This window comes from Salmonella sp. NW722 (assembly GCF_051702785.1).
GTDB classification, from domain to species: domain Bacteria; phylum Pseudomonadota; class Gammaproteobacteria; order Enterobacterales; family Enterobacteriaceae; genus Salmonella; species Salmonella enterica.
Window position 1 is genome coordinate 849,107 of the sequence record NZ_JAMMIN010000001.1, and the last position, 25,087, is coordinate 874,193.

The following is a 25,087-nucleotide window of genomic DNA, read 5'->3' on the forward strand; positions in this document are numbered from 1 at the left end:
CTGAATGTTATAAGCGCGAGAGCGCATTATCCTGCAGCGGCCGCGCAACATAATGTCCCGGCCCGACCAACTGTAATGAAACGGCGGGCGTCTCTTCGCCACGTTTATGAATATTGCTGGGTATATCATCTGATAGCAGAACGCGCCGCGGCCGGTGTCTGGAGGGATCAGCAACCGGCACCGCCGCCATCAATTTACGCGTATAAGGATGCTGCGGATTTTCAAAAACGGCGCGCCGCGGCCCCATTTCAACAATTTGACCAAGATACATCACCGCCACGCGATGGCTAATTCGCTCCACGACCGCCATATCATGCGAAATAAACAGGTAGGCGATCCCCATTTCCCGTTGTAAATCGAGCAGTAAATTAATGATCTGTCCGCGAACGGAAACATCCAGCGCGGAGACCGCCTCATCAGCAATAATCACTTTAGGATTCAATGCCAGCGCGCGAGCAATGCAGATGCGCTGACGTTGACCGCCGGAAAACTCGTGCGGATAACGCCAGGCATGTTCAGGACGTAATCCGACACGCTCAAGCAGCCAGGCCACGCGCTTTGCCGCAGCGTCCCCCTGCCCCAGACCATGAATCCGTAAAGGTTCCATAATGGAATACCCCACGGTCTGGCGCGGGTCGAGCGAGGCGTAAGGGTCCTGGAAAATACACTGAATATCGCGGCGCAACGGCTGGAGTTTACCCGCAGACAGCGTGTCAATGCGCTGGCCGTTAAAGATAATCTCCCCCTGCCGGGATTCAACCAACCGCAACAGCGCGCGTCCGGTCGTCGATTTTCCGCTACCGGACTCGCCCACCAGCGATAGCGTTTCGCCGGGCCAGAGATCGAAACTGATATTCTCGACGGCATGAACTTCACGCGTAATACGGTTAAAGAGACCGCTACGCAGCGGGAATCGCGCCACCAGCCCCCGAACCTGGAGAATAGGTTCGCCTTCCACCACCGTGTCTTGCTCAATCTGCGATTCATAAAGGGCCGGTTCGTCAGCGGAAATCAACGGGAAACGGCGTGGCAGCGAGTGGCCGCGCATCGCGCCAAGCTGAGGGACGGCCGCCAGTAACGTTTGGGTATAAGGATGCGTCGGCGCATGGAAAATCTGCTCTACGCTGCCGGTTTCCACGGCCTCGCCCTGATACATCACCAGCACGCGATCGGCGATATCCGCCACGACGCCCATGTCGTGGGTGATAAAAATCACGCCCATCGACATCTCTTGCTGCAACACTTTGATAAGTTGCAGAATTTGCGCCTGGATAGTGACATCCAGCGCCGTGGTGGGTTCATCGGCAATCAATACCGCCGGACGACAGGATAGCGCCATCGCGATCATGACTCGCTGGCGCATCCCGCCGGAAAGCTGATGCGGATAACGCGATAAAAACGCCTGCGACTCCGGGATCCGTACCTGATCGAGCATACGTTTCGCTTCCGCCAGCGCCTCTTCGTGGCTGGCGCCCTGATGCAAACGAATAGATTCGGCAATTTGCTCGCCAACGGTAAATACCGGGTTGAGCGAGGTCATTGGCTCCTGGAAAATCATGGCGATATCCGCGCCGCGCACACGCCGCATCTGCGCGTCACTCTGCTCAGACAGCTCAATCACCTGGCGATTACGCCGACGCAACAGCATTTCGCCGCAGCGCACGTTCGCGCCCGACTGCTCAATCAGCCGCATTAACGCCAGCGCCGTCACCGATTTTCCCGATCCCGACTCGCCGACAATCGCCAGAGTCTCTCCACGCTTCAGGCGTAATGACACATTACGCACGGCGTCTACCTGTTGCCCTTCGTGGTGAAACGCGATATTCAGGCCACTGACGGACAGAACATCGCGGCTATCCAGTTCATCGCTGTGCGGCACCTGCGGCTCCTTATTCCCGGTAAATTCCTGTGGTAGGCGTATCCCCGGCATATCCCCAGGCGCGATACATCCCTTCGCTGTTAAACGGCAACGCGACATTACCTTCGTGATCAACGGCGATTAATCCACCGCTGCCGCCCAGCGCCGGTAATTTTTCCATCACCACGCGCTCACAGGCGTCGGCAAGGCTGAGTCCGCCATATTCCATCAATGCGGCGATATCGTAAGCCGCGAGCGTGCGAATAAAGACCTCTCCCGTTCCGGTACAGGAAACGGCGACGCTGGCGTTGTTGGCATAACACCCGGCGCCGACCAGCGGGCTGTCACCGACGCGCCCGGGCAATTTATTGGTCATCCCGCCGGTAGACGTTGCCGCCGCCAGATTGCCGAATTTATCCCGCGCCACCGCGCCGACTGTACCCATTTTTTTCGTTTCGTCCAGCGGCGCGCCGCTGTGATCGAGCGCCATTTCGCCCGCTGCACGCGCCGCCAGCAATTGCTCGTAACGCGCCGGGGTGGAAAAGATATCCGGCGAAACGCGCGCCATCCCCTGTGAAAAGGCAAAGTTTTCCGCCCCTTCCCCCACCATGAGTACATGCGGGCTGCGCTCCATCACCAGTCTGGCGGCGAGCACAGGATGGCGAACATGACTCACGCCCGCGACGGCTCCGGCTTTCAGGGTATTGCCGTCCATCACGCAGGCATCCAGTTCATGAGTCCCGTCTCGGGTATAGACCGCGCCGATACCCGCATTGAAGAGCGGACACGCTTCCAGCAGGCGCACCGCTTCCGTCACTACATCAAGCGCGCTGTCACCCGCTTCCAGCATCTTTTGCCCGCTTTCAACAATCTCTGACAACGCCTGGATATAGCGTAGCTCCTGCTCATGGCTCATTTGCGCGCGAGCAATCGCGCCTGCGCCGCCGTGAATCGCAATCACTGCTTTATTCATTTTTAGGGTCCATTACGGTGGCACACAACTTTTACTATAACTATCAGAATTGTTGTGAGTTATTCATTCGATTTTTGAATATAGAAAGATGCGTAAGGTATGTAAAGGCGCAAGGCTGTCTCTAAGACCGAGGTAGCATACTGCCCGCCACTGTTTTCTGACATAATAGCCGGATTCGATTTTGCCTCGCAGGAGTATGTTCATGGAATTTTCCGCCGGATTGATGCCGCTTGAAACGGCGCTGACCCAGATGCTTTCACGTATTACCCCGCTCACCGCCGTAGAAACGTTGCCGCTGGTGAACTGCTTTGGCCGCATCCTGGCGACCGATATCGTATCTCCCCTTGATGTCCCCGGCTTTGATAATTCAGCTATGGATGGTTATGCGGTACGCGTGGCGGATTTGTCTGCCGATAAGCCGCTGCCCGTCGCCGGCAAAGCATTTGCCGGTCAGCCTTACCAGGGAGAGTGGCCTGCGGGCACCTGCATTCGCATTATGACCGGCGCCCCGGTGCCGACAGGTTGCGAGGCGGTAGTTATGCAAGAGCAGACGGAACAAACCGATGACGGCGTGCGTTTTACCGCCGATGTTCGTTGCGGACAAAACATCCGCCGCCGCGGCGAGGATATTCGCCAGGATGCGGTGGTCTTTCCGGCCGGTACGCGCCTGACTACTGCCGAACTGCCGGTGCTGGCGTCGCTGGGAATTGCCGATGCGCAGGTTGTACGTAAAGTGCGCGTAGCGCTGTTCTCGACCGGCGACGAGCTCCAGCTTCCGGGCCAGCCGCTGGAGGCGGGACAAATTTATGACACTAACCGTTTAACCATACATTTGATGCTGCAACAGCTTGGCTGCGAAGTGATCAATTTAGGCATTATTCCTGACGATCCTGGTAAGCTCCGCGCCGCGTTTATCGACGCCGACAGCCAGGCCGATGTAGTGATAAGCTCCGGCGGCGTCTCGGTTGGTGAAGCGGACTATACCAAAACCATCCTTGAGGAGTTGGGCGAAATCGCCTTCTGGAAGCTGGCTATCAAGCCAGGCAAACCGTTTGCCTTCGGCAAACTCAGTAATAGCTGGTTCTGTGGCCTGCCGGGGAATCCAGTCTCTGCGGCGCTCACTTTTTATCAACTGGTTCAGCCTTTACTGGCGAAGCTTGGCGGCAACACGGCAAGCGCTGTACCGCCGCGCCAGCGTGTACGCACAGCATCTCGCCTGAAGAAAACGCCGGGGCGTCTCGATTTCCAGCGCGGCATCCTGCAACGTAGCGCCAACGGCGAACTGGAGGTCACGACCACCGGGCACCAGGGTTCACATATTTTCAGCTCGTTTAGTCTGGGCAACTGCTTTATTGTGCTGGAGCGTGAACGCGGCAATGTTGAGCCGGGAGAATGGGTGGAAGTCGAGCCGTTTAATGCTCTGTTCGGAGGCCTGTAATGGCGGAACTTAGCGACCAGGAGATGCTGCGCTATAACCGACAAATTATTCTGCGCGGCTTCGATTTTGAAGGGCAGGAAGCGTTAAAAGATGCGCGGGTATTAGTGGTCGGGCTGGGCGGACTCGGCTGCGCGGCAACGCAGTATCTGGCCGGCGCTGGCGTCGGGCAACTGACGCTACTCGATTTTGATACCGTTTCCGTTTCCAATCTCCAGCGTCAAACCTTGCACAGCGACGCCACGGTCGGGCAGCCAAAGGTAGAGTCCGCCCGCGACGCGCTGGCGCGAATCAACCCGCATATTACCATTACGCCCGTTAACGCGCGGCTGGACGACGACGCCATGACCAGCCTGATTGCCGGGCATTCGCTGGTACTGGACTGTACCGATAACGTTAGCGTACGTAATCAACTTAACGCCGGGTGCTATACCGCGAAAGTGCCGCTAATCTCCGGCGCGGCAATTCGTATGGAAGGACAAGTTACCGTCTTTACGTATCGGGAAAACGAACCCTGTTACCGCTGCCTGAGCCGTCTGTTTGGCGAAAACGCTCTGACCTGCGTAGAGGCAGGGGTGATGGCGCCGCTGATTGGCGTGATCGGTTCGCTACAGGCAATGGAGGCCATTAAGCTGCTGGCGCATTACGGTCAGCCCGCTAGCGGAAAAATCGTCATGTACGATGCGATGACCTGTCAGTTCCGCGAAATGAAGTTGATGCGCAACCCCGGCTGTGAGGTCTGCGGTCATTAGCCACTTTACGGATAAACATACCGAAGCACGGTTTATGGCCGTGCTGTATCAACAGATAATTACTGTCATCAGACGCAAAGCCAGCTTACCCAAGCTCCGACTGACGATCGGCTCAAGCAGCGCGGCATCATCTTAAACGCCATATCACAGCCTCAAACCGTGATGTTGTACCTCATTTAACGCCTCTTTATCAGAACCTCTCCATTCGTTGACGCACATCAAGATAACTTTCATTCGAAAGTAATTTAATCTTTATATGAAATAAGAGAGGCCGTTTATGATCTTCAATATTCAGCGCTATTCTACCCACGATGGCCCCGGTATCCGTACCGTAGTATTTCTCAAAGGCTGTTCGTTGGGCTGTCGCTGGTGCCAGAACCCGGAAAGCCGCGCCCGCGCTCAGGATCTGTTATACGACGCGCGGCTGTGTCTCGAAGGATGCGACCTGTGCGCGCAAGCTGCGCCGGACGTCATTGAGCGCGCGCTAAACGGCCTGCTCATCCATCGCGAGAAACTGATCGACGCCCATTTTTCCGTCCTGGCGCATTGCTGCCCCACACAGGCGTTAACCGTGTGCGGCGAAATAAAAAGCGTGGATGAGATCATGGCGACGGTACTGCGCGATAAACCTTTTTACGATCGCAGCGGCGGCGGTCTTACGCTTTCCGGCGGCGAACCGTTTATGCAGCCGGAACTGGCGGCAGAGCTGTTTAAAGCCAGCCATGACGCCGGTATTCATACAGCGGTTGAGACCTGTCTGCATGTTCCATGGAAATACATTGCGCCCTCACTGCCTTATATCGATCTGTTTCTGGCTGATTTGAAACATGTCGCCGACGGGCCGTTTAAGCAGTGGACCGATGGTAGCGCCTCGCGGGTGCTGGAAAATCTCAGGAAACTCGCCGCCGCGGGCAAAAAAATGGTGATTCGCGTCCCGCTGATTCAGGGATTTAATGCCGATGAGGAGGCCATTAAAGCCATTACCGACTTTGCCGCCGACGAACTGCACGTCGGGGAAATTCATTTTCTGCCCTACCACACGCTGGGCATCAATAAATACCACTTACTCAGTCAACCCTATCATGCCCCGGATAAACCACTGGATGCGCCGGCGTTACTTGATTTTGCCCAGAAGTACGCCTGCCAAAAAGGTTTAACCGCGACCCTACGAGGATAATTATCATGACCCAACTGAAACTGGACACGCTCAGTGACCGCATTAAGGCGCACAAAACCGCGCTGGTACATATCGTGAAACCGCCGGTCTGTACCGAACGCGCGCAGCATTATACCGAAATGTACCAGCAGCATCTGGATAAACCGATTCCGGTACGCCGTGCGCTGGCGCTGGCCCATCACCTGGCGGAACGCACTATCTGGATAAAACACGATGAACTGATCGTCGGCAACCAGGCAAGTGAAGTCCGCGCCGCGCCGATTTTCCCGGAATATACCGTCTCGTGGATTGAAAAAGAGATCGACGACCTGGCGGACCGACCCGGCGCAGGTTTTTCCGTAAGTGAAGAAAACAAACGTATTCTGCACGACGTCTGTCCGTGGTGGCGCGGTCAAACCGTCCAGGATCGCTGCTACGGCATGTTTACCGATGAACAAAAAGGGCTTCTGGCGACTGGCATTATCAAAGCCGAAGGCAATATGACCTCCGGTGACGCGCACCTGGCGGTGAACTTCCCGCTGCTGCTGGAAAAAGGGCTTGATGGCCTGCGCGATAAAGTCGCCGAGCGCCGCTCACGCATCAACCTGACCGTGCTGGAAGATCTGCATGGCGAGCAGTTCCTGAAGGCGATTGATATTGTGCTGGATGCGGTAAGCCAGCACATCACGCGCTTTGCCGCGCTGGCGCGCCAGATGGCGGGCGAAGAGTCCCGTGAAAGCCGTCGTAAAGAGCTACTTACCATCGCCGAAAACTGCGAGGTGATCGCCCACCAACCGCCGCAGACCTTCTGGCAAGCACTGCAATTGTGCTACTTCATCCAGCTGATTCTACAAATTGAGTCTAACGGTCACTCGGTGTCATTTGGTCGTATGGACCAGTATCTTTACCCCTATTATCGTCGCGATGTCGAACTAGACCAGACGCTGGATCGTGAGCACGCCATTGAACTGCTGCACAGCTGCTGGCTGAAACTGCTGGAAGTAAACAAGATCCGCTCCGGTTCGCACTCTAAAGCTTCCGCGGGCAGCCCGCTGTATCAAAACGTCACCATTGGCGGTCAGAATCTCATCAACGGTCAGCCAGTGGACGCAGTGAATCCGCTGTCTTACGCCATTCTGGAGTCCTGCGGACGTTTGCGTTCTACCCAGCCCAACCTCAGTGTGCGTTATCACGCCGGAATGAGTAACGACTTCCTTGACGCCTGCGTCCAGGTCATCCGCTGCGGCTTTGGGATGCCGGCGTTTAACAATGATGAAATCGTCATCCCGGAATTTATCAAGTTGGGGATCGAACCGCAGGACGCTTACGATTACGCGGCGATCGGCTGTATCGAAACCGCCGTCGGCGGGAAATGGGGTTATCGCTGCACCGGCATGAGCTTTATTAACTTTGCCCGCGTCATGCTGGCGGCGCTGGAAGGCGGTCGCGACGCCACCAGCGGCAAGGTATTTCTGCCGCAGGAAAAGGCGCTCTCCGCAGGCAACTTTAACAATTTTGACGAAGTGATGGCCGCCTGGGATACCCAAATTCGCTACTACACCCGCAAATCGATTGAAATTGAGTATGTGGTCGACACCATGCTGGAAGAGAACGTCCACGATATTCTCTGCTCAGCGCTGGTAGATGACTGTATTGAGCGAGCGAAAAGTATCAAGCAAGGCGGCGCGAAATATGACTGGGTATCCGGTCTCCAGGTCGGTATCGCCAACCTGGGCAACAGCCTCGCCGCCGTGAAAAAACTGGTCTTCGAACAGGGCGTTATCGGTCAACAGCAGCTTGCCGCCGCGCTGGCCGATGACTTTGACGGGCTGACCCATGAGCAGCTGCGCCAGCGTCTGATTAACGGCGCGCCGAAGTACGGTAACGACGATGACAGTGTCGATACCTTGCTGGCGCGCGCTTATCAGACCTATATTGATGAGCTGAAGCAATATCATAACCCGCGCTACGGTCGTGGCCCTGTCGGCGGCAACTATTACGCCGGTACGTCCTCTATCTCAGCAAACGTGCCGTTTGGCGCCGCGACTATGGCTACCCCGGATGGTCGCAAAGCGCATACGCCGCTGGCGGAAGGCGCAAGCCCTGCATCGGGTACGGATCATCTCGGCCCAACGGCGGTGATTGGTTCCGTAGGCAAATTACCTACCGGTTCCATTCTCGGCGGCGTGCTGCTCAACCAGAAACTGAACCCAACGACGCTGGAAAACGAATCCGACAAACAGAAACTGATGGTTCTGCTACGGACGTTCTTTGAGGTGCATAAGGGCTGGCATATTCAGTACAACATCGTGTCACGCGAAACGCTGCTGGATGCGAAAAAACATCCGGACCAGTACCGCGATCTGGTCGTGCGTGTGGCAGGCTACTCCGCCTTCTTCACCGCGCTGTCGCCGGATGCGCAGGACGATATCATCGCCCGTACCGAACATATGCTGTAATTTTCCCTGGCGCCATCGGCAATATGTCCGAACTGCCTGATGGCGCTACGTTTAACAGGCCTACGCAGGCCTGTTAATCAGAAGGGATCGGTGCCGTCAAGCACTGCCTGAATGACGTTGAGCGCGCCTTGATGGTTATTATCATCAGTGTGATAACGTGAAAGCGCTTTGATATTGTCTGCGGCATTGCCCATGGCAAAAGAGTAATGCGCCATTTTCAACATTTCCGCATCATTACCGCTGTCGCCAATGGCGACGACATTCTGTGGCGACCTGTTCCAGCGCTTTAACAGACGACTGATGCCATTCGCTTTATGCAGTCCCGGGATAATCAGGTCGATAAAACCGAAGCCGCTGGTGACGGGCTTCATGATGCCATCCAGAGATACATGCAGTTTGTCGATAACCAGCGGAATTTGTTCATCGGGCAAATTCAGGGAGAACTTAAACAGGATATCGTCAATGTCGTGATAATCGTTTACCGGCTGCAGGCGGTGATAATGTTTGGCCATCAGCGCCACGAAAGTCTCGGGAGCGTTTTTGCTGACATAAGCGCTTTTCAGACCGCAGGCGACGAAGTTAAGCTGCTTATCCTTCAGCAGTTCGCCAATCACAATACGCGATTCATGTCGGGTTAGCTCCCCGTGAAACAACTGCTTGCCATGTTCATACACCAGCGCGCCATTTTCTGCGACAAAGGAAATTTCGTCTTTCAGCTCGGGGAAGAAGGAGATCAACTGGTAGTACTGATTACCGCTGGCGACCACAAATTCGATATTACGTTTTTTCAGTTCCTGGTATTGCGCCATGAAGCGTACACGATCGTACTGCTTGGCATCGTCGAGAAAAGTGCCGTCCATATCGGTAACGACAACGTTAACGGTCATACTTAAGCTCCTGGCTGTAACTGCGACCAGAAACATTTTAATAACAATGTGAGCAGAACCACAAATTTATTTCGAATGAAAAGTGGCTGAACGAAAGGAATAGCCGCATAAGACATTAAGGCGTCCTGGCCACCTTACGTTTTCCTCTCGCTTCCCTCTTTGTGCGCTCCTGCAATATTTTAAACTTGCATTAACCTTATTTTAACTTAAAGTATCACATGTAACTAATTTTACTTTCGAACGAAAGATGGTGAGGTTGATATGACGACTCCTTTTACCCACGAAACGCTACCCGCCGACCCAAAAGCGGCCATTCGTCAGATGAAGCAGGCGCTACGCGCGCAAATCGGCGACGTACAGGCGGTGTTCGACCGTTTGAGCGCCACCATAGCAGCCCGGGTGGCGGAAATTAACGATCTGAAAGCGCAGGGACAGCCGGTATGGCCAATTATCCCTTTTAGCGAACTGGCGATGGGCAACATTAGCGATGCCACCCGCGCCGAGGTTAAGCGCCGCGGGTGCGCGGTGATTAAAGGTCATTTTCCACGCGAACAGGCGCTGGCATGGGACCAGTCGATGCTCGACTATCTGGACAAGAACCATTTTGACGAGGTGTATAAAGGACCGGGGGATAATTTTTTCGGTACACTGAGCGCCTCCCGGCCTGAAATCTATCCTGTCTACTGGTCGCAGGCGCAAATGCAGGCCCGCCAAAGTGAAGAGATGGCGCTGGCGCAGTCGTTCCTCAACCGTCTATGGCAGGTAGAGCACGACGGCAAGCGATGGTTTAATCCGGATATCAGCATCATTTATCCGGATCGCATCCGTCGCCGCCCGCCGGGCACCACATCCAAAGGACTGGGAGCGCATACCGACTCCGGCGCGCTGGAACGCTGGCTGCTGCCAGCCTATCAGCAGGTATTCGCCAGCGTGTTTAACGGCAACGTCGAGCAGTACGATCCGTGGAATGCGGCGCACCGTACCGAAGTTGAAGAGTATACGGTGGATAACACCACAAAATGCTCGGTATTTCGCACCTTCCAGGGCTGGACCGCGCTCTCCGATATGCTGCCCGGTCAGGGGTTGCTTCATGTCGTCCCTATCCCGGAGGCGATGGCGTATATTCTGCTGCGCCCGCTGCTGGATGATGTCCCGGAAGATGAATTATGCGGCGTCGCGCCGGGCCGGGTGCTGCCGATTTCTGAACAGTGGCATCCTTTACTGATGGCGGCGTTAACCAGCATTCCGCCACTGGAAGCCGGGGATTCCGTGTGGTGGCATTGCGATGTCATCCACTCCGTCGCCCCCGTCGAAAATCAGCAGGGCTGGGGCAATGTGATGTACATTCCTGCCGCGCCAATGTGTGAGAAAAATCTGGCCTATGCGCGTAAGGTGAAGGCGGCGCTGGAGACAGGCGCATCACCGGGCGATTTCCCGCGCGAGGACTATGAAACCACCTGGGAAGGGCGCTTCACGCTGCGCGATCTGAATATTCACGGTAAACGGGCATTAGGTATAGATGTTTGACGGTCGTACCGCCCTTCCCGCTCACCTGCGGTGTGCCCTTTACCTGGGCGCACCCGTCTTACCGAACCTACGCGCCAGGATACGTAGGCCCGGTAAGCACAACGCCACCGGGCGTCAGTGTTTAGCTTTCAATCCCTTTACTACGCAAATAATCGTCGTAGTTGCCGCTGAAGTCCACCACGCGCTCCGGCGTAATTTCAGGAACTGAAAAAGCGCGGCATTGAGTTCGTTGTCGCCAGCGGTAATCAGTATTACCAGCTTATTTCGTTCTTTCCTGAGCTAAAGGATGAGATCTCTTTTGTCGCGGAAAACGGCGCGCTGGTGTATGAACATGGCAAGCAACTGTTCCACGGCGAACTGACCCGACATGAATCGCGGATTGTGATTGGCGAGTTGCTGAAAGATAAGCAACTTAATTTTGTCGCCTGCGGTCTGCAAAGTGCATATGTCAGCGAAAATGCGCCAGAAGCATTCGTTACCCTGATGGCAAAACACTACCATCGCCTGAAACCCGTAAAAGATTATCAGGAGATTGATGACGTACTGTTCAAGTTTTCGCTCAACCTACCGGATGAACAAATCCCGCTGGTATCGACAAACTACACGTTACGCTCGATGGCATTATGAAGCCCGTCACAAGTGGTTTTGGCTTTATCGTTCTGATTATTGCCGGCCTGCATAAAGTAAACGGTATTTCGCGGTTACTGAAACGCTGGGATCTGTCGCCACAAAATGTGGTAGCGATTGGCGACAGCGGCAATGACGCAGAGATGCTTAAAATGGCGCGTTATTCCTTTGCGATGGACAATGCCGCAGAAAACATTAAACAAATCGCCCGTTACGCTACCGATAATAATAAGCATGAAGGCGCACTGAATGTGATTCAGGCGGTGCTGGAAAATAAAGTACCGTTTACACTTTAACGAGAGTCGGGGCAATCGCCCCGATTTCTCAATGAGCATTACACTCATCTTCTTCAATCAGTTCAACCACTAATGTGGTTCCAGGCCCCTGTAAGTAATATTCATCGTCAAGGGGATCGCGCAGTTTCATAAATGTCGTTTTACCGACTTGCATGGTATGCCCGGCAGCCATTTCTGCTCCACTTTCAAGCAGGTAACGCAGAACATTATTGAAAATATCAGAATATTTTTGCCCTTCGTGATGACCTTGTGCGTGTGCTGCGAAATCTGGTAGCCCAAAGCAATCAGCACCATAGGTACGCATCCATACGCCTTCGATATCCTCAACTTCATATTTCACAAATCCACAAAATAGAGAGGTCAGCGGGAAACCTTCACGCAACATCTCCAGACTATGCTTACCCAACTCCTGAGACTTAAATACCCCCGCAGGTAATGAAGTGTGAGCCGATTCATTTAATACAGCGACAGCCCCCATGTTACTTAATGCACCTGCAACCACAGCCAACGCAACATATTGCTCTAAAGGTGAAGTATCATACCCCTTATAATATAAAATAATATTTGCACTGGTTGCCCGTACTTGCTCTTTTACTTCCTGGGGATAATGAGCTGGCGCGACGCATTGTTCGATTGATTCCTGAGGGTAAGGCGTTTTAAATCCAACCATCGATATTACATGTTTACCCCATCCTGCTAAACCAAAAAAATCCAGTTCAGGGACAAGTTCACACATTGCCTGTTTCATACTGGAATGATAATTACGCAACAAGCGGGTGAGTTCTTTTGAATTATTTTCCGGGAGAGTATCAAATACAACAACTAAACTTAGTGGGTTATCAATTTCAGCATTCGCTACTAAAACACCTTGTATATTAGATGAGTTTTTTTCTTTACGGCCCAAAAAGCGTTCCAAAATGCTCATATTTATTCCTTTTGTTGAACAATAAAGGAATATAAAATAGCACTTGAATTCTTATAAAGAAAATAACATTACAATATGTTTACCACAAAATATATTCGCAATTTTTATGATAGATCCTCTTCTTTCATTTAATTTTAAAATCGAACATTAAGAGTATATATAATTTTCACATTGCATTCGGAAAAAATAAAAATTACCTTGTTAACATTCTGTAACCCCGACGCTATCGGGGTTACAGACAATAACTTACTCGATCCCTTTACTACGCAAATAATCGTCGTAGTTGCCGCTGAAGTCCACCACGCGCTCCGGCGTAATTTCAATGACGCGGGTTGCCAGCGAGCTGACGAACTCACGGTCGTGCGAAACAAAGATCAGCGTGCCCTGATACAGCTCCAGCGCCATATTCAGCGATTCGATCGACTCCATATCCAGGTGGTTAGTCGGTTCGTCCATGATCAGGATATTCGGCTTTTGCATCATCAGTTTGCCGAACAGCATACGGCCCTTCTCGCCACCGGAAAGGACTTTCGCAGACTTTTTGATATCATCCTGGCTAAATAACAGGCGGCCCAGAATACTGCGCACTGCCTGCTCGTCGTCGCCTTCCTGCTTCCACTGACTCATCCATTCAAACACCGTCAGGTCATTTTCGAATTCATATTCGTGGTCCTGCGCGTAGTAACCAATACGCGCGTTTTCCGACCATTTAACGGTGCCGTGATCGGCGTCCAGATCGCCAACCAGCGTCTTCAGCAGCGTAGATTTACCCACGCCATTGGTGCCGAGTACCGCCAGCTTCTCGCCGACTTCGAGCAGCAAATTGACATTTTTAAACAGCGGACCGTTATCAAAACCTTTCGTCAGCGCCTCCACTTCCAGAGCGTTACGGAACAGTTTTTTATCCTGCTCAAAACGGATGAACGGGTTCTGACGGCTGGAGGCTTTCACCTCTTCCAGCTTGATTTTATCAATCTGCCGCGCGCGCGACGTTGCCTGACGCGATTTAGAGGCATTGGCGCTAAAACGGCTAACAAAAGATTGCAGCTCGGCAATTTGCGCTTTTTTCTTCGCATTATCGGCCAACAGACGTTCACGCGCCTGGGTCGCCGCCGTCATATACTCATCATAGTTACCCGGATAGACGCGCAAGTCGCCGTAATCCAGATCCGCCATATGCGTACAAACCATATTCAGGAAGTGACGGTCGTGCGAAATGATGATCATCGTGCTATCGCGCTCGTTCAGCACCTGCTCCAGCCAACGGATAGTATCAATATCCAGGTTGTTGGTCGGTTCGTCGAGCAACAGGATGTCCGGATTAGAGAATAACGCCTGCGCCAGCAGCACACGCAATTTCCAGCCTGGCGCGACTTCACTCATCAGACCGTAATGCTGCTCCAGCGGGATGCCCACCCCCAACAGCAGTTCGCCCGCGCGCGCCTCAGCGGAATAACCGTCCATCTCGCCGTATTTTACTTCCAGATCGGCGACTTTATAGCCGTCTTCTTCGCTCATTTCCGGCAAGGCGTAGATACGGTCGCGCTCCTGCTTGACTTCCCACAGTTCGCCATGCCCCATAATGACAGTATCAAGTACGGTGAATGTTTCAAAAGCGAACTGGTCCTGACGCAGCTTACCGATGCGCTCATTCGGATCGAGGGAAACATTGCCCAGCGTCGGCTCCAGGTCGCCGCCGAGGATTTTCATAAAAGTGGACTTTCCGCTACCGTTGGCGCCGATCAGGCCGTAACGGTTGCCGCCGCCAAATTTGACGGAAATGTTTTCGAACAGCGGCTTACTGCCGAACTGCATGGTAACGTTGCTGGAAACTAACACAGGCTTATCCTGAAAAAAGATGTGACAAACCGCTTATTATGCCACAAGTCTGAAATAAGATCGCGCCCTGTACAAAGGGCTACACTGAACCGTAAGGGGAAAAAAACGTGATTTCGTACACATCTGAATTCCCTGTTTACTGGAATGCACCTATAATGCGCTCCCAACATGACAGAATTCTCAACCTACTAGCCTGCTTGGCACAGAATCTCGCATAACATGAATATGAAATTAACAACGCTTTTCGCGGCGGCTTTCGCTGTAGTTGGTTTTTGTAAAACAGCCTCAGCAGTCACTTACCCGCTGCCTACCGATGGTAGCCGTTTAATTGGGCAAAATCAGGTCATCACCGTTCCGGAGGGCAATACCCAGCCGCTGGAGTATTTTGCCGCGGAGTATCAGATGGGGCTCTCCAACATGCTGGAAGCCAACCCGGGCGTGGATACCTTCCTGCCGAAGGGCGGTACCGTGCTGAATATTCCGCAGCAGCTGATCCTGCCGGATACCGTACACGAAGGCATTATCATTAATAGCGCGGAAATGCGCCTCTATTACTACCCGAAAGGCACAAACACCGTTATCGTCCTGCCGATTGGGATCGGTCAGTTAGGTAAAGACACGCCTATCAACTGGACGACCAAAGTTGAACGTAAAAAAGCCGGTCCGACCTGGACGCCTACGGCAAAAATGCACGCTGAATATCGCGCCGCCGGCGAGCCGCTGCCTGCCGTCGTGCCTGCGGGCCCGGATAACCCGATGGGCCTGTACGCGCTGTACATCGGTCGCCTGTATGCTATTCACGGCACCAACGCCAACTTCGGCATCGGGCTTCGCGTGAGCCACGGCTGCGTACGTCTGCGCAACGACGATATCAAATTCCTGTTTGAAAATGTGCCGGTCGGTACCCGCGTGCAGTTTATCGATGAACCGGTAAAAGCCACCACCGAGCCGGACGGTAGCCGTTACATTGAGGTGCATAACCCGCTATCAACGACGGAAGCGCAGTTTGAAGGTAAGGAAGCGGTGCCGATCACGCTTAATAAGAGCATCCTGGCCGTCACCAACGAGCCTGACGTTGATCAGACCGTCGTACAACAGGCGGTTCAGGATCGTTCCGGGATGCCGGTTCGTCTGAACTGACAGACTCTGCCTGCGAAGCCCGATAGATACTATCGGGCTTCTCTTACGGCATCAGTTGCAATAATCCATATCCCACCAGCGCCGCCCATGCCAGCATCGGCAGCGAATAGAAATGAAACCGCCACCAGATTCGGCGATCGTTCGCCATCCGTAAAGCAATAAGATTTGCCAGCGACCCCGGCAGCAGACCAAACCCGCCGATATTCACCGCCCACGCCAGCAGCGTCGAGGCCGGTACATAGTTCAGCAGGAGAATGGTACTGGGCACATTACTGATAACCTGAGACAAGCCGATAGCGGTTAGCCAAAGTCCCAGGTGAGACAGTGCGCCAACCTGGTTGAAAACGCCCTGCAACGCCGGCAATTGCGTTAGTAGATGGACATCAATAAACATCGCCATAAATACCAACAGCAGCGTCCAGTCCACGCTGACTATCACCCTGCGCGCCAGCACAATAAACCCAGCAGCCACCAACACCAGTCCCCATAACTCTTGCCTGAGCTCCAGCGCGGTAAGAAAAACGACATATAATCCCAGGCAACTCCACACCAGACGGGGCTGCCACTGCGGCGAACGCGTACCGGTATGGTACTGTAACGCCCTACCCGGAAAACAAAACCAGCACAGGAGCAGTAACGTCAGCATCATCATGACGGCAAGCGGCGCCATTTGCCCGCTAAATTCAGCAAAGGTTAAGCCGGAGCGTCCCCACAACAGAATATTTTGCGGATTACCGACAGGCGTCAGCAGCGAACCGGCGTTCACCGCCAACGCTTCAAAAATAATCAATCGGTTGACCGGAATCGCGCACAGTTTTTTCAACGTTATCGTCAGCGGCACAACGATAAACAGCGCGACATCGTTTGTCAGAAAGGTCGACAGCACCGCCGCAGCCAGCACCAGGAACATCGCCAGTTGCCGCTCGGTATGAAATCGGCGCGTCATCTTGCGTCCCAGCACATCAAAATAGCCGCTCAGCTCAACGCCTTTAGTGAGCAACATTAACCCACTGAGGGTAATAATGGTGTGCCAGTCAATCGTGCCAGGCCAGGCGCGGGGCGCAAAAGGAACAAACAGGCTTAACGCCATCCCCACAATGATCAACAACTGAAAAAAACGGTCACGCCGCAGCGCCCGTAAAAAGGCCAGATTCATTCTGCAGATGTTCCATGCTGTTGCGTGAAGGCCAAAAAGGCATCCAATGTCTCCTGGCTGACATGGTGTTCCATCCCTTCCGCATCACGACGCGCGATTTCCGGGCTTACGCCTAATACCAGTAAAAAATTTTCGACAATTTGATGCCGCTCGCGGCTTTCCTGCGCCAGCTTCTCCCCTTCCGGCGTCAGAAAAACGCCGCGCCAGGGGATCATTTGAATAAATCCTAACGATGCCAGGCGCTTAAGCATTTTGGCCACAGTCGGCTGGGAGACGCCGAGCCGCGCCGCCATATCCACCTGACGCGCTTCCCCTACCTCAATAATTAAATCGGAAATCAGCTCAACGTAGTCGTCTATCAACTCACGCCGATGCGCCTCTCTGACCTGACGAAATCCTTCAACGTGTTCTTCTACGTTCACCAATTGCGTCACTTTTTTTGTTGTTGGCGTACCTGCGCGACGACCCATTTTGCTTCCTCGTTTCTGTGACGCGTTAACGCGTCAGCTGACAGAGCGCTCATTGTAAACCAGAGTTGTCCGGGCACAAAAAATTAACGTTTTAGCAATAGCTATAAAACATAGCCTGTGCTATATCTGTATGTAACGCAGACATCCCTCACGGATCGATGGGATAGAAACATCAGGAGGTTTATATGAACGAATTTAAGAGGTGTATACGCGTGTTCAGTCACTCTCCCTTTAAAGTCCGGTTAATGCTGCTCTCTATGTTGTGCGATATGATCAACGGCAAACCGGAGCAGGATAACCCTTCCACGAAATAAGGCGGCGGTGCGGTACGCCGCTTTATTTTGCATCCTCAACGGAAATGGCGCCCATTTCCCCTGTTTTTTTGTGGTTTTGCTATTCTCTTCGCAAAACATTTTCTTTCCGGCGGTTGACCTTCTTACCCGCACGCTCTATCTTCTGGCAGCCCTGAATATTTTGCGACTCGCCGTTGCGAACCCAATACCTTTTTTACGCATAATCAGGCAGGTAATGACCCTTCGCGCCAGGGTTAGCACATGGCGTTTTTGCAATAGTGGCATATGAATTCAACCCTTATCGATTCACTTCTCGCCCGTCGTCGGGCTGTAAGCCCGTGGGCGGGCCTCTACTTTTTACAGTCGCTGCTGATTAACCTCGCGCTCGGCTACCCCTTTAGCCTGCTTTATACCGCGGCGTTTACCTGCCTGCTGCTGCTGCTCTGGCGCTACCTGCCTCGCGGACAAAAAGCGCTGCTCGGCATCTGTTCGCTGGTAGCCGCTTGCTATTTTCCCTTTGGCCAGGCTTACGGCGCGCCGAACTTTAATACGCTGCTGGCGCTGCACTCCACCAATATGGAAGAGTCGAGCGAAATCCTGACCATCTTCCCGTGGTATAGCTACCTGACCGGACTTTTTATTTTTGTGCTGGGTATTATTGCGCTTCGCCGCCGAAAAGAAGAGGTCAGGCCGCGCTGGAATAGCCTCGACAGCCTGTGCCTGCTGATTAGCGTCGCGGCATTTTTCGTCGCGCCGGTACAAAATCTGGCGTGGGGCGGCGTTTTTAAGGTTATTGATACCGGCTATCCGGTTTTTCGCTTCGCCAAAGACGTTATCGTCAATAACAACGAAGTCATTGAAGAGCAGCACCGTATGGCGCAGCTATCCGGCATAAAAGATAGCTGGACGGTTACTGCGGTGAAACCCAGATATCACATCTATGTCGTGGTGATTGGTGAAAGCGCGCGACGGGATGCCATGGGCGCTTTCGGCGGCCACTGGGATAATACCCCCTTCGCCAGCCATGTGAATGGCGACTTCTTTATGGATTACATCGCCGCCAGCGGCTCAACGCAAAAATCGCTCGGTTTAACGCTCAATCGCGTGGTGGATAACAAACCGCAGTATCAGGATAACTTCGTCACGCTGGCTAACCGCGCCGGTTTTCAGACATGGTGGTTTTCCAATCAGGGGCAAATCGGCGAATACGACACGGCCATCGCCAGTATCGCCAAACGCGCCGATGAAGCGCATTTCCTGAAAAACGGCGATTTTGAAGCGGATAAAAATACTCGCGACGACGCGCTGTTAACCATGACGGCGCAGGTATTGGCGACAGAACGCACGCAACCGCAGTTGATTGTGTTGCATTTAATGGGGTCGCATCCCCAGGCCTGCGACCGTACTCAGGGAAAATACGCGACGTTTGTCCAGTCGAAAGAGACGTCTTGTTATTTATACACCATGACGCAAACCGATGATTTACTCCGTCAGCTCTATACTCAGCTTCGTCATAGCGGCGACAGTTTTTCGCTCGTCTATTTCTCCGATCACGGGCTGGCGTTTAAAGAGCGCGGCAAAGCGGTACAGTACCTGGCGCATGACGACAAATTCCAGCAAAACTTCCAGGTGCCGTTTATGGTGCTATCAAGCGACAGTAAAGCGCATCGGATCATTAAAGCTCGCCGTTCCGCGAACGATTTCCTGAGTTTTTTCTCGCAATGGACAGGAATTAGCGCTAAAGAGATCAAAAATCGCTATCGTTTTATTTCGGAGCAGAAAGCCGGGCCCGTTTATATCACCAATTTCAAATTACAGAAAGTGGACTATAACCATCTGGGCAGCGATATTTTTTCACTAAAATAATGCATGTTTCAGGCAAAAAAATCCGCCCCGAAAGGCGGATTTTTCATTTTCACCGACGTGATTAGAAGCGGTAACCCACGCCAGCAATCCAGGTGCCAACGTCAACGCTACGAATACGGCTCTGCTCGTAAGAGAAGTCCAGAGCAACATTTTCCATCGGGTTGAATTGCAGACCAGCGCCATAGGAGAAGCCATAATCGCTGGTGTCATGTTTGTAGGTTGGGTAATCGGTCGTCTGGAATTTACCGTAACCCACACCGACTACACCGTAGATGCTCGCCCAATCGTTCAGACGGTAAGCCGGACCGGCAGTGATGCCGTAGTACTGACCTTTGTTGTAATCGCCCGCACCGTTAGTACGATCTTTTTCGGTGTAGGTGAAGGAACCGATTACGCCCAGCGGGTTGTCGTCCTGCTCGTAACGATACTTCAGGTTGAAACCGCTCATTTTATTCGCTACGCCCTGCGCGTCGCTCTGAGCGTAACCACCGGTAACGGTAGAAGTAGCAGCTACTGCAGTACCTGCGGAAAAAGCCAGAACAGCGGCCAGTGCTGAAAGACATGCAATTTTTTTCATAACCACCTCAAATGTGCTTCAAGTAAGTCCTAAGTTTTAAATATATCAAAAATTAATGGGAAACTCTTTGCGATTCACGGTGTCTAAGGGCGCCTTTCATGTAACAGAACGTTTCCATATCGCGCTATCTTATTCAATTAACATCACTTTTCCGGCTGATTGCACCAATAATGCGCGTGCGATGCGATACATTCATCCAGATTATTCCTAAACTAACAGTCTATTTATCCATCAATTTAAGTTCATTTTATGGAATCCTGGAAATTTTTTTTCAACGAATCCTCAACCGCCACGGGGAATTTCCATTACACTGCCACCTTTACTCGTACTGACATTTTTTGACAGGAGAAAGGATGCCGGGGTCAACACGTAAACTACCAGTCTGGTTGCCCATTTTGGTTTTGCTCATTGCCATGTCCTCTATTCAGAGTGGCGCTTCACTGGCGAAATCGTTATTTCCTCTTGTCGGCGCGCCGGGCGTAACGGCGCTTCGTCTGGCGTTGGGAACGCTTATCCTTATCGCCTTTTTCAAACCCTGGCGTTTGCGTTTTGCCAAAGAGCAGCGGCTGCCTTTACTGTTTTATGGTCTGTCGCTGGGCGGGATGAACTATCTATTCTATCTGTCGATTCAGACGGTGCCGTTGGGTATTGCGGTCGCGCTGGAATTTACCGGTCCTCTGGCGGTCGCGCTGTTTTCATCCCGGCGGCCGGTAGATTTTATTTGGGTCGTACTGGCTGTACTTGGACTCTGGTTCCTGCTGCCATTAGGGCAAGATATGTCTCACGTCGATCTTACCGGGGCCGCGTTAGCGCTCGGCGCTGGCGCCTGTTGGGCTGTCTATATTCTTACCGGCCAGCGAGCAGGCGCGGAACATGGTCCGGCCACGGTGGCGGTAGGCTCGCTGATTGCCGCCATCATTTTCGTGCCGATTGGCGCAGTTCAGGCTGGCGACGCGCTATGGCACTGGTCGATTCTTCCCTTAGGGTTAGCGGTCGCTGTGCTTTCTACGGCGCTGCCTTATTCACTGGAAATGATTGCGCTGACGCGCCTGCCAACCCGCACCTTCGGTACGCTGATGAGCATGGAACCCGCGCTGGCCGCCGTTTCCGGGATGATTTTTCTGGGCGAAACGCTTACGGGCATACAAATCCTGGCCCTGTGCGCCATCATTGCCGCCTCAATGGGTTCTACCCTAACGATTCGACGCGAACCGCAAATTAAACAAGTTGACGTAAAATAGTTTCTTATTCTGCATGATGTGCATAATCATGCAGAATATCACCTCGTTATTCACCTTTTATTATTGCGCTATTACTTCGTCATTTTTTGTCATATTTTTTCTCATTTTTTACATTAAAATGAGAATTATTACCCACGAAACAGCAAACTCATCTAACCAATTGATTTTTAATCATAATAAATATTAAATCTTGTCTGTACTATTAAAGTGATAGGTAAATTCAAAAAAGCAAAGTTAAAAACCGGTGCTATACTTATTTTCGTTAATTACCTGGGACACAAACATCAAGAGGATATGAGATTATGAGTACCGCTAAACTGGTAAAAACAAAAGCGTCTAATCTGCTTTATACCCGTAACGATGTATCAGAGAGCGATAAAAAAGCGACGGTTGAGTTGCTTAATCGTCAGGTGATCCAGTTCATTGACCTGTCGCTGATCACGAAACAGGCCCACTGGAACATGCGCGGTGCTAACTTTATTGCCGTTCATGAGATGCTGGATGGCTTCCGTACCGCACTGACCGATCATCTGGATACTATGGCCGAGCGCGCCGTACAGCTTGGCGGTGTGGCGTTAGGCACCACGCAAGTTATCAACAGCAAAACTCCACTGAAAAGCTATCCGCTCGATATCCATAACGTGCAGGATCACTTAAAAGAACTGGCCGATCGCTACGCTGTTGTCGCTAATGATGTTCGCAAAGCTATCGGTGAAGCCAAAGATGAAGACACTGCCGATATCTTTACCGCCGCATCACGCGACCTCGATAAATTCCTGTGGTTTATCGAATCCAACATCGAATAAATCTATCTCTACCCTGAATACTTCGAGTTGCAGGAGGGTACAAACGCAGCGAATCCGCAGAAGCCTGACTTCCGTCGGTAACTGAAGCGAACGCACCTGCAACTTGATGTACACAGGTATATAAGTCATCCCTATACCCCTGCCTGGCACAGGGGTTTTGCACTTAAATAGTGCACACGTCTTGTACCCCCCTCCGATAAAAGTGAATTATTTGTAATAATTACATCACACAATCGTTAATTAAAGATTGTTTTAACAACAATTTTTACGCTAAATAGACCCTGTATCTCTACTTTGTTATTCATGCACTAAATCAGTGCCCCAAAACGGTGCGGCATACTGGTTTTGCCCGACTTATTGTGCACAGGAATGATTGACGCTTCTGTTAAAACAATGAGTTACATAATTGGCATGATTTTTTCATTACGCTACATGTTCTCGCAGGGGATCGCCCCGTGGATAGAAAAGGAAATGCTATGAAGTCTCTATTAAAAGTTTCACTGGCTGCACTTACCCTGGCTTTTGCGGTGTCTTCGCACGCTGCGGATAAGAAACTCGTGGTGGCAACCGATACGGCGTTCGTTCCGTTTGAATTTAAACAGGGCGACAAATACGTCGGTTTTGATGTTGATCTGTGGGACGCTATCGCGAAAGAACTGAAGCTGGACTACACCCTGAAACCGATGGATTTCAGCGGCATTATTCCGGCATTACAAACCAAAAATATCGATCTGGCGCTGGCGGGGATTACGATTACGGACGAGCGTAAAAAAGCGATCGACTTTTCCGATGGCTATTACAAAAGCGGTCTGCTCGTGATGGTGAAAGCCAACAATAACGATATTAAAAGCGTTAAAGACCTCGATGGCAAAGTCGTTGCCGTGAAGAGCGGAACCGGGTCGGTGGATTACGCGAAAGCGAATATCAAAACCAAAGATCTGCGTCAGTTCCCGAACATTGATAACGCGTACATGGAATTAGGCACCAACCGCGCAGACGCCGTTCTGCACGATACGCCGAACATCCTGTACTTTATCAAAACCGCAGGCAACGGCCAGTTCAAGGCGGTAGGCGAATCGCTGGAAGCACAGCAATACGGAGTTGCCTTCCCGAAAGGCAGCGATGAACTGCGCGAGAAAGTCAACGGCGCGCTGAAAACGCTGCGTGAGAATGGCACCTATAACGAAATCTACAAAAAATGGTTCGGTACAGAACCTAAATAAAACGACCTGATGTTGGCTTGTGGCCCGGTAGTGAGGACGCTCACCGGGCCTACAGCTCTTTTCCGTGACGGATAAGACACTTTCACGCCATTTCCGCGCCGGATAGAGCATTTGACTATTTACACCACGGTAACAGGAACGACATATGCAGTTTGACTGGAGCGCCATCTGGCCCGCCATTCCGCTTTTGCTTGAGGGCGCTAAAATGACCCTGTGGATCTCGGTCCTCGGTCTGGCTGGCGGCCTGGTTATTGGACTGGCGGCAGGTTTTGCCCGTACGTTTGGCGGCTGGTTCGCCAACCACATCGCCCTGGTTTTCATTGAAATTATTCGCGGCACGCCCATCGTTGTCCAGGTCATGTTTATCTACTTTGCCCTGCCGATGGCATTTAATGATTTGCGTATTGATCCGTTCAGCGCAGCGGTCGTGACAATTATGATTAACTCCGGCGCTTATATCGCGGAAATTACTCGCGGCGCAGTACTATCCATTCACAAAGGTTTTCGCGAAGCGGGTCTGGCGCTGGGCCTTTCTCGCCGGGAAACCATCCGCCATGTTATTTTACCGCTTGCTCTGCGCCGTATGCTGCCGCCGCTGGGCAATCAGTGGATCATTAGCATCAAAGACACCTCGTTGTTTATTGTTATCGGCGTAGCCGAGCTGACCCGTCAGGGCCAGGAAATTATTGCCGGTAACTTTCGCGCCCTGGAAATCTGGAGCGCCGTGGCCGTCTTCTATTTGATCATTACGCTGGTGCTGAGCTTTATTTTGCGTCGTCTTGAAAGAAGGATGAAAATCCTGTGATTGAATTTAAAAACGTCTCCAAGCACTTTGGCCCCACCCAGGTGCTACATAACATTGATTTAAACATCCGTCAGGGCGAAGTGGTTGTGATTATCGGCCCTTCCGGTTCGGGTAAATCCACGTTATTACGCTGTATCAATAAACTGGAAGAGATCACCTCCGGCGATCTGATTGTCGATGGTCTGAAAGTCAACGATCCTAAAGTAGACGAACGGCTGATTCGCCAGGAAGCCGGCATGGTGTTTCAACAGTTTTATCTGTTCCCGCATCTGACCGCGCTCGAAAACGTGATGTTCGGTCCTCTGCGCGTGCGCGGCGTAAAGAAAGAAGAAGCGGAAAAACAGGCGAAAGCACTATTAGCGAAAGTTGGACTGGCGGAACGGGCGCACCACTACCCCTCCGAGCTTTCCGGCGGTCAACAACAGCGCGTCGCCATTGCCCGAGCGCTGGCAGTGAAGCCGAAAATGATGCTCTTTGACGAGCCAACCTCCGCTCTGGACCCTGAACTGCGCCATGAAGTGCTGAAAGTCATGCAGGATCTCGCGGAAGAAGGCATGACCATGGTCATTGTCACTCACGAAATCGGCTTTGCCGAAAAAGTCGCCTCACGGCTGATTTTTATCGATAAAGGCCGTATTGCCGAAGATGGCAGTCCGCAGGCGTTGATCGAAAACCCGCCAAGCCCACGTTTACAGGAATTTTTACAGCACGTCTCCTAAGATATCGCCCTTCCTGCCCTGCGGCAGGGAGGGCATCATGGAATAGTCCCATTTCAT

21 protein-coding genes and 2 pseudogenes are annotated in these 25,087 nt (G+C 52.3%); 14 read left to right on the forward strand and 9 right to left on the reverse strand.

All coding sequences use genetic code 11. The features are described from left to right. Positions 1-7: 7 nt before the first annotated feature. The gene (gene gsiA, locus NA330_RS04175) at positions 8-1,879 is read right to left on the reverse strand and encodes a glutathione ABC transporter ATP-binding protein GsiA (RefSeq protein ID WP_017441943.1); all 1,872 of its coding nucleotides are present in this window, start codon (positions 1,877-1,879) and stop codon (positions 8-10) included. A gap of 10 nt (positions 1,880-1,889) precedes the next feature. Further along, entirely contained in the window at positions 1,890-2,831 is a 942-nt protein-coding gene (iaaA, locus tag NA330_RS04180; protein ID WP_001030503.1) for a beta-aspartyl-peptidase, read from the reverse strand. Between the two features lie 202 nt (positions 2,832-3,033). Here iaaA and moeA point away from each other — a divergent pair, with 202 nt between their 5' ends. From moeA to NA330_RS04200, 4 genes are all read left to right on the forward strand, one after another. Further along, positions 3,034-4,269, forward strand: coding sequence for a molybdopterin molybdotransferase MoeA (gene moeA / locus NA330_RS04185; protein WP_000395800.1), 1,236 nt, complete (start codon positions 3,034-3,036; stop codon positions 4,267-4,269). Beyond that, complete coding sequence (gene moeB, locus NA330_RS04190; protein WP_052894799.1) at positions 4,269-5,018, forward strand: molybdopterin-synthase adenylyltransferase MoeB; 750 nt, start codon at positions 4,269-4,271, stop codon at positions 5,016-5,018. Before moeA ends, moeB begins: the two co-directional genes overlap by 1 nt. A 277-nt stretch (positions 5,019-5,295) precedes the next feature. Further along, entirely contained in the window at positions 5,296-6,195 is a 900-nt protein-coding gene (locus tag NA330_RS04195) for a glycyl-radical enzyme activating protein (protein ID WP_052894801.1), read from the forward strand. Between the two features lie 5 nt (positions 6,196-6,200). Next, positions 6,201-8,633, forward strand: a complete 2,433-nt coding sequence (locus NA330_RS04200; protein ID WP_000192657.1) for a glycyl radical protein — start codon at positions 6,201-6,203, stop codon at positions 8,631-8,633. 77 nt (positions 8,634-8,710) lie between these two features. Here NA330_RS04200 and NA330_RS04205 read toward each other — a convergent pair whose 3' ends face one another. Then, entirely contained in the window at positions 8,711-9,520 is an 810-nt protein-coding gene (locus tag NA330_RS04205) for a Cof-type HAD-IIB family hydrolase (RefSeq protein ID WP_000217910.1), read from the reverse strand. A gap of 261 nt (positions 9,521-9,781) precedes the next feature. Here NA330_RS04205 and NA330_RS04210 point away from each other — a divergent pair, with 261 nt between their 5' ends. Next, positions 9,782-11,047, forward strand: a complete 1,266-nt coding sequence (locus tag NA330_RS04210) for a DUF1479 domain-containing protein (protein ID WP_023242271.1) — start codon at positions 9,782-9,784, stop codon at positions 11,045-11,047. Positions 11,048-11,168: 121 nt separating this feature from the next. Here the strand turns inward: NA330_RS04210 and NA330_RS04215 are convergent. Beyond that, positions 11,169-11,252, reverse strand: a pseudogene (locus tag NA330_RS04215) (hypothetical protein); the annotation flags it as partial. On the opposite strand from NA330_RS04215, the pseudogene NA330_RS04220 reads away from it, so the two are divergent. Further along, positions 11,243-11,970 (forward strand): annotated as a pseudogene (locus NA330_RS04220) (Cof-type HAD-IIB family hydrolase); the annotation flags it as partial. The pseudogenes NA330_RS04215 and NA330_RS04220 sit on opposite strands and share 10 nt — an antisense overlap. A gap of 28 nt (positions 11,971-11,998) precedes the next feature. Here NA330_RS04220 and NA330_RS04225 read toward each other — a convergent pair. Together NA330_RS04225 and NA330_RS04230 are read right to left on the reverse strand one after the other, a co-directional pair. Then, on the reverse strand, positions 11,999-12,742 hold the full coding sequence (locus NA330_RS04225; protein ID WP_077943786.1) for a DUF4261 domain-containing protein: 744 nt from the start codon (positions 12,740-12,742) through the stop codon (positions 11,999-12,001). Between the two features lie 399 nt (positions 12,743-13,141). Next, positions 13,142-14,734, reverse strand: coding sequence for an ABC-F family ATPase (locus tag NA330_RS04230; protein WP_023242275.1), 1,593 nt, complete (start codon positions 14,732-14,734; stop codon positions 13,142-13,144). Positions 14,735-14,953: 219 nt separating this feature from the next. Here NA330_RS04230 and ldtB point away from each other — a divergent pair, with 219 nt between their 5' ends. Next, positions 14,954-15,874, forward strand: a complete 921-nt coding sequence (ldtB, locus tag NA330_RS04235) for a L,D-transpeptidase (RefSeq protein ID WP_001056404.1) — start codon at positions 14,954-14,956, stop codon at positions 15,872-15,874. A gap of 43 nt (positions 15,875-15,917) precedes the next feature. On the opposite strand, the gene NA330_RS04240 is transcribed toward ldtB, so the two are convergent. After that, complete coding sequence (locus NA330_RS04240) at positions 15,918-17,030, reverse strand: anion transporter (protein WP_023242276.1); 1,113 nt, start codon at positions 17,028-17,030, stop codon at positions 15,918-15,920. Then, positions 17,027-17,500, reverse strand: a complete 474-nt coding sequence (gene mntR, locus NA330_RS04245) for a manganese-binding transcriptional regulator MntR (RefSeq protein WP_000533542.1) — start codon at positions 17,498-17,500, stop codon at positions 17,027-17,029. The genes NA330_RS04240 and mntR overlap by 4 nt, the downstream gene beginning before the upstream one ends. A 185-nt stretch (positions 17,501-17,685) precedes the next feature. On the opposite strand from mntR, the gene mntS reads away from it, so the two are divergent. Next, positions 17,686-17,814, forward strand: coding sequence for a manganase accumulation protein MntS (gene mntS / locus NA330_RS04250; protein WP_001001755.1), 129 nt, complete (start codon positions 17,686-17,688; stop codon positions 17,812-17,814). 264 nt (positions 17,815-18,078) lie between these two features. Then, on the forward strand, positions 18,079-19,659 hold the full coding sequence (locus NA330_RS04255) for a phosphoethanolamine transferase (protein ID WP_023242277.1): 1,581 nt from the start codon (positions 18,079-18,081) through the stop codon (positions 19,657-19,659). Between the two features lie 61 nt (positions 19,660-19,720). On the opposite strand, the gene ompX is transcribed toward NA330_RS04255, so the two are convergent. After that, the gene (gene ompX / locus NA330_RS04260; RefSeq protein WP_000716763.1) at positions 19,721-20,236 is read right to left on the reverse strand and encodes an outer membrane protein OmpX; all 516 of its coding nucleotides are present in this window, start codon (positions 20,234-20,236) and stop codon (positions 19,721-19,723) included. A gap of 353 nt (positions 20,237-20,589) precedes the next feature. Between ompX and rhtA the strand changes: the two genes are divergently transcribed. The 5 genes from rhtA (at position 20,590) to glnQ (ending at position 25,030) form a co-directional block, all read left to right on the forward strand. Then, positions 20,590-21,477, forward strand: a complete 888-nt coding sequence (gene rhtA / locus NA330_RS04265) for a threonine/homoserine exporter RhtA (protein ID WP_001119554.1) — start codon at positions 20,590-20,592, stop codon at positions 21,475-21,477. 302 nt (positions 21,478-21,779) lie between these two features. Beyond that, positions 21,780-22,283 (forward strand): DNA starvation/stationary phase protection protein Dps, encoded by a 504-nt coding sequence (gene dps, locus NA330_RS04270; RefSeq protein ID WP_000100805.1) that lies wholly within the window; start codon positions 21,780-21,782, stop codon positions 22,281-22,283. A gap of 476 nt (positions 22,284-22,759) precedes the next feature. Beyond that, entirely contained in the window at positions 22,760-23,506 is a 747-nt protein-coding gene (gene glnH, locus NA330_RS04275; RefSeq protein ID WP_000838671.1) for a glutamine ABC transporter substrate-binding protein GlnH, read from the forward strand. Between the two features lie 145 nt (positions 23,507-23,651). Continuing rightward, the gene (glnP, locus tag NA330_RS04280) at positions 23,652-24,311 is read left to right on the forward strand and encodes a glutamine ABC transporter permease GlnP (protein WP_001159076.1); all 660 of its coding nucleotides are present in this window, start codon (positions 23,652-23,654) and stop codon (positions 24,309-24,311) included. Continuing rightward, positions 24,308-25,030, forward strand: a complete 723-nt coding sequence (gene glnQ, locus NA330_RS04285) for a glutamine ABC transporter ATP-binding protein GlnQ (protein WP_000569093.1) — start codon at positions 24,308-24,310, stop codon at positions 25,028-25,030. The genes glnP and glnQ overlap by 4 nt, the downstream gene beginning before the upstream one ends. Positions 25,031-25,087 lie beyond the last annotated feature (57 nt).

Coding starts and splice junctions, on each gene's coding strand:
- NA330_RS04255 (WP_023242277.1), top strand. CDS start 18,079: ATGAATTCAACCCTTATCGATTCACTTCTCGCCCGTCGTCGGGCTGTA.
- glnH (WP_000838671.1), top strand. CDS start 22,760: ATGAAGTCTCTATTAAAAGTTTCACTGGCTGCACTTACCCTGGCTTTT.
- NA330_RS04205 (WP_000217910.1), bottom strand. CDS start 9,520: ATGACCGTTAACGTTGTCGTTACCGATATGGACGGCACTTTTCTCGAC.
- rhtA (WP_001119554.1), top strand. CDS start 20,590: ATGCCGGGGTCAACACGTAAACTACCAGTCTGGTTGCCCATTTTGGTT.
- glnP (WP_001159076.1), top strand. CDS start 23,652: ATGCAGTTTGACTGGAGCGCCATCTGGCCCGCCATTCCGCTTTTGCTT.
- NA330_RS04200 (WP_000192657.1), top strand. CDS start 6,201: ATGACCCAACTGAAACTGGACACGCTCAGTGACCGCATTAAGGCGCAC.
- moeB (WP_052894799.1), top strand. CDS start 4,269: ATGGCGGAACTTAGCGACCAGGAGATGCTGCGCTATAACCGACAAATT.
- NA330_RS04240 (WP_023242276.1), bottom strand. CDS start 17,030: ATGAATCTGGCCTTTTTACGGGCGCTGCGGCGTGACCGTTTTTTTCAG.
- ompX (WP_000716763.1), bottom strand. CDS start 20,236: ATGAAAAAAATTGCATGTCTTTCAGCACTGGCCGCTGTTCTGGCTTTT.
- dps (WP_000100805.1), top strand. CDS start 21,780: ATGAGTACCGCTAAACTGGTAAAAACAAAAGCGTCTAATCTGCTTTAT.
- mntR (WP_000533542.1), bottom strand. CDS start 17,500: ATGGGTCGTCGCGCAGGTACGCCAACAACAAAAAAAGTGACGCAATTG.
- mntS (WP_001001755.1), top strand. CDS start 17,686: ATGAACGAATTTAAGAGGTGTATACGCGTGTTCAGTCACTCTCCCTTT.
- NA330_RS04195 (WP_052894801.1), top strand. CDS start 5,296: ATGATCTTCAATATTCAGCGCTATTCTACCCACGATGGCCCCGGTATC.
- moeA (WP_000395800.1), top strand. CDS start 3,034: ATGGAATTTTCCGCCGGATTGATGCCGCTTGAAACGGCGCTGACCCAG.
- ldtB (WP_001056404.1), top strand. CDS start 14,954: ATGAATATGAAATTAACAACGCTTTTCGCGGCGGCTTTCGCTGTAGTT.
- iaaA (WP_001030503.1), bottom strand. CDS start 2,831: ATGAATAAAGCAGTGATTGCGATTCACGGCGGCGCAGGCGCGATTGCT.
- NA330_RS04210 (WP_023242271.1), top strand. CDS start 9,782: ATGACGACTCCTTTTACCCACGAAACGCTACCCGCCGACCCAAAAGCG.